2 protein-coding genes and 1 pseudogene are annotated in these 4,717 nt (G+C 32.8%); 2 read left to right on the top strand and 1 reads right to left on the bottom strand.

The features are described 5' to 3' along the window. Both ACY191_RS06990 and ACY191_RS06985 read left to right on the top strand, forming a co-directional pair. A partial coding sequence (locus tag ACY191_RS06990; protein WP_463269988.1) for a Tn3 family transposase occupies positions 1-1,555 on the top strand: 1,555 nt, incomplete at its 5' end. A gap of 189 nt (positions 1,556-1,744) precedes the next feature. Continuing rightward, positions 1,745-3,181, top strand: coding sequence for an IS4 family transposase (locus ACY191_RS06985; protein ID WP_440037366.1), 1,437 nt, complete (start codon positions 1,745-1,747; stop codon positions 3,179-3,181). A gap of 533 nt (positions 3,182-3,714) precedes the next feature. Here the strand turns inward: ACY191_RS06985 and ACY191_RS06980 are convergent. Beyond that, positions 3,715-4,717: pseudogene (locus ACY191_RS06980) on the bottom strand (ATP-dependent DNA helicase); the annotation flags it as partial.

Below are 4,717 nucleotides of genomic sequence, written 5' to 3'. Positions count from 1 at the left end.
GGACATGTGGGTTGTAGGAAGTAGACAATATAAGGATTTTGAAGAATATCTTTTACCTCAAGAAAAATGGAAAGAATTAAAGGAGAAACATCAAGTTCCACTAACAATTCCAACCAACATAGATCAGTATTTACAGGAACGATTTGAGTTAATGGAAGAGCAACTCACTAAGGTAAATCATTTGATTCAAAATCAATTATTGCCAGATGTTGAAATCTATGCAGATAAAATACAAATTGCATCTTTAAAGAAAATGATTCCGGATGAGGTCGAAGATCTAACTAGACTTATTTATAGTGTATTGCCGCGCATTAAATTAACAGATCTATTGGTAGAAGTAGATAGCTGGACCCATTTTAGTAAACATTTTGTTCATCTTCATACCCAAACTGAGCCAAAGGATAAATCTGTATTATTCGCAGCTATTTTGGCTGATGGAATTAATCTTGGTCTTTCAAAGATGGCAGATGCATGTCCAAATATATCTTATACACAATTAGCTTGGATATCAGATTGGTATATAAGAGATGAAAATTACTCCAAAGCTCTTGGAGCAATCACTGATTTTCAGCATAAATATCCATTCTCTTCTCATTGGGGAGATGGTTCGACTTCATCTTCTGATGGACAATTCTTTAGAGCTGGTGGGCAGTCTAGTCCGTTAGCACAAGTAAATGCAAAGCATGGTAGGGATCCAGGATTAAGTTTTTATACCCATATCTCAGATCAATACGCTCCATTTTATGTACAAGTTATTAGTTCTTCAGAAGAAGCGCCACATATTATTGATGGCCTATTGTATCATGAAACAGATTTGGAAATCGAAGAACATTATACGGATGCAGCAGGATTTGTAGATCATGTCTTTGCCATGTGTCATATGTTAGGGTTTCGATTTGCTCCTAGAATTAAAACGTTTAGCAAAAATAAAATTTATACGTTTGAAAAGCCCTTAAATCAACCACATCTAGAGTTTATGATTGGTGGAACAATTCATACAAAGAAAATAAGAGAAAATTGGGATGATTTATTACGATTAACTAGTTCTGTTCGTAATGGAACAGTCACAGCTTCTCTTATTCTTAAAAAGCTTGCAGCCTATCCAAGGCAAAATAGCTTATCCGTAACGTTGCGTGAGATAGGTAGGATTGAAAGAACTTTATATACATTAGAATGGTTGCAGAGTCCTGAACTTAGAAGACGTGTTCAGGTTGGTTTAAATAAAGGTGAAGCAAAACACGCACTTGCTCGAGCTGTATTTTTTAACCGATTAGGTGAAATTCGTGATCGTTCTTATGAGGATCAATTACATAGAGCAAGTGGTTTGCAACTTCTTATTTTAGCAATCGTATTATGGAATACGGTATATATATCACGTGCAGTAGATGCATTACGTGCAAAAGGCGTGGACATTCCCGAAGAATATTTACAACATATATCTCCACTTGGATGGGAACATATTACGTTGACAGGTGATTATGTTTGGAATTTAAACCAAAAAGCAAGCTTCAATAACCTAAGACCATTACGAGAGAAAAACTCTATAAAAAAATGATAAATTGAATAACCGATTCCTTAACGTACAGGGAATCGGTTAATTTGTGTCCAAATTGTGTCTAAACGTACAATTTTCTTTTTTTGATATGGTGACCCCATGCCCATCAACTTAAGAAATTTTACTACCCCCAATTGTCAAAAAACGTTATTCTTTCTACAAAACTAACTAGAAAGGATGACGTTTTTTATGAATCTTTCGATTCAAGATGAACTACAACTATTTTCTGAAGAGCTGTATAGTCATTTAACCCCTTCTCTTTTGGAAGAACTCGCAAAAGAATTAGGTTTTGTAAAAAGAAAACGAAAGTTTTCAGGAAATGAATTAGCGGCCATATGTATTTGGGTAAGTCAACGCACAGCGAGTGATTCTCTCATTCGACTATGCAGTCAATTACACGCAGCTACAGGCACTCTTATGAGTCCAGAAGGACTCAATAAACGCTTTGATAAAAAAGCGGTTGAATTTTTGAAATATATATTTTCTGTATTATGGAAAAGTAAACTTTGTAAAACATCAGCCATTTCAAGTGCAGCACTCATGTATTTTCAGCGAATTCGTATTTTAGATGCGACGATTTTCCAAGTGCCGAAACATTTAGCTCATGCATATCCTGGGTCAGGTGGTTGTGCACAAACAGCCGGTATAAAAATTCAATTAGAATACGACTTACACAGCGGACAGTTTCTAAACTTTCAAGTAGGACCAGGAAAGAATAATGATAAAACTTTTGGTACGGAATGTTTAGTTACCTTACGACCAGGAGATTTATGTATTCGTGATCTAGGTTATTTTTCATTGGAAGACTTAGATCAAATGGATCAACGTGGTGTGTACTATATATCAAGGCTGAAATTAAACCATACGGTGTATATGAAAAATCCATCTCCCGAATACTTTCAAAATGGGACAGTAAAAAAACAATCACAGTATATCCAAGTTGATTTAGAACACCTGATGAACACGTTAAAACCAGGACAAACGTATGAAATAAAAGAAGCGTATATTGGAAAGGAACAAAAACTATTCACAAGAGTGGTTATCTATCGATTAACAGAAAAACAATTGCAGGAGCGTAGAACAAAACAAAGCTATACAGAAAGTAAAAAAGGGATTACATATTCAGAGAAAAGCAAACGATTAACTGGGATAAACATATATGTTACGAATACTCCTTGGGAGATTGTTCCGATGGAACAAATACATGACTTTTACTCCCTCCGATGGCAAATAGAAATCATCTTTAAAACGTGGAAATCCTTATTTCAAATTCATCACTGGCAAAATATTAAACAAGAGCGTTTAGAATGCCATGTGTATGGAAAGCTCATCGCGATTTTCCTATGTTCCTCTACCATGTTTAAGATGCGTCAACTTTTGTTGCAAAAGAAGAAAAGAGAACTAAGTGAATATAAAGCAATTGGGATGATTCAAGATCATCTATTTCTGTTATTTCAAGCAACACAGAAAAACACCCAAGCAATAACAAAGATTTTTATCCGCCTGTTTACCCTACTAAAGAAAAATGGCCGGAAATCTCATAGATATGAGAAGAGAACTGTCTTTGATATTATGGGTGTTATCTATGAGTATAGTGGATTTAGAAAACAAAAGAAAGTCGCATAACTTTTAAAAACAATACCTAATTAGGTTTATTTAGCATGCTTATTTTTAAGGACAAAAACTGTTTTAAGAGTTTTTTAGTTTATTTGAACGAAAGTTCATTTTATTTTTGTTCTTAAGTTGATGGGCATGTATGGTGACCCCTTTTATAAAAAATGTCCTCAAAAATATTACCTTATGACAAGGTTCAAAATCTAGTTTTTTCATTTCAAAGATGTAACTTAGCCATACTTGAAATTTATTAATTGGATTTTGTATATTTTAATACGTAGAATCTTCAAAATAACCAAAAACCTCTTGTGTATAAAGATTTTTACAATAAATCCCTTTCATTCCGATTTCACGATAGAGATCCACACCTACCAATAAAGTTTGATTGTGGAATTTAAAAAAGTCCTTTCAAATTTTTTGAAAGGACTTTTTAGAATTGACGATGCATTGATTTTATGTTAATAAAAGGTATTTTCATATATAGAACATGTCTTTTTAGTTACTAATTATTGTTCAATAGTTATAAACATTTTTTATGAGACACTTTATGTTACGTTGGTAAGTTTACTTCTTTGTAACAGTTCTTCTGGGAAAAATTCATCTTGTTCTAATATTTTTGTTGGTTCAATACGTATCCTATATCCTTTATTTACTTTCATATAAGACACATTTGTAGCGCCATATTTATTCATTAAATAATTTTTTATCTTCATATGTTGTTCTTCATTACAATCTCCATTGCAACCTAGTTTTGTACACATAGGATATGCAGTTTTTCTATTCCCGCCATGATAAGTAGAGAGTGCTAGCTTTTCTATTTCATCGCGATAAGGAAATTTCTCTTTTAAGTACAATACATCTTTCCATTCACTGTACAATTCATTGTAGACTGCTTGGTATGCATCATTTACGTTTTTCCGTGTTATAGAAGTTCTTAAACTTTCGTGTGCTATAAGCTCCTGTAAAAAGGCTCTTTGCTCTTTATTTAGTTTGTTTGGTGATATTTCTTTTTCTATCTTTAGATCAGATACCATAAAACGATGAATTTCTTCAACTGTCCTTTTTGTTTTCAAATTTTCTAAATAAGTCTCTAGTATAAACCTTTCATCCAAATCTCTATAGGGGAAATCTTCTATTATTTTAGTGAACGGCAGTTTTGCTAAGAAAAGGCTCAGACATACTCTTTTAAATATAGGTACTGTGTCTCCTTTAAAATCCACCATAAATCCAGCATTTTTACATACCTTTTCTAAGAATAACTTTTGTTTTTGTGTAATCTTTTTAGGTGAATCTGTATGACTTTTTGTTTTTTTCTTTTCCTTAGTTCGCCCCAAGATATTACCCATTTTAATTAAATTTCTGCTGTATGGTTGGTATTCTGCCTCTGCTCCTTTTTCTAATTTATTTATATAAAATGAAACTACTTTACTCCAAGATCTTGTTAATACATAACCATGTCCTTCTAATAATTCTTGTATTTTTTTACCATATTTATTTGACGTATAAATACGTTGATCGAGTATTGTAATGATTCCATAGTCATTAATA

Source organism: Staphylococcus sp. TCBT05 (assembly GCF_055179755.1).
The sequence above is the reverse complement of the archived record's forward strand: the minus strand, read 5'-3'. Positions and strand labels throughout refer to the sequence as shown.

What these genes read in the sequence shown, in the direction of transcription:
- ACY191_RS06985 (WP_440037366.1), top strand. Translation starts at nt 1,745, where the DNA reads ATGAATCTTTCGATTCAAGATGAACTACAACTATTTTCTGAAGAGCTG.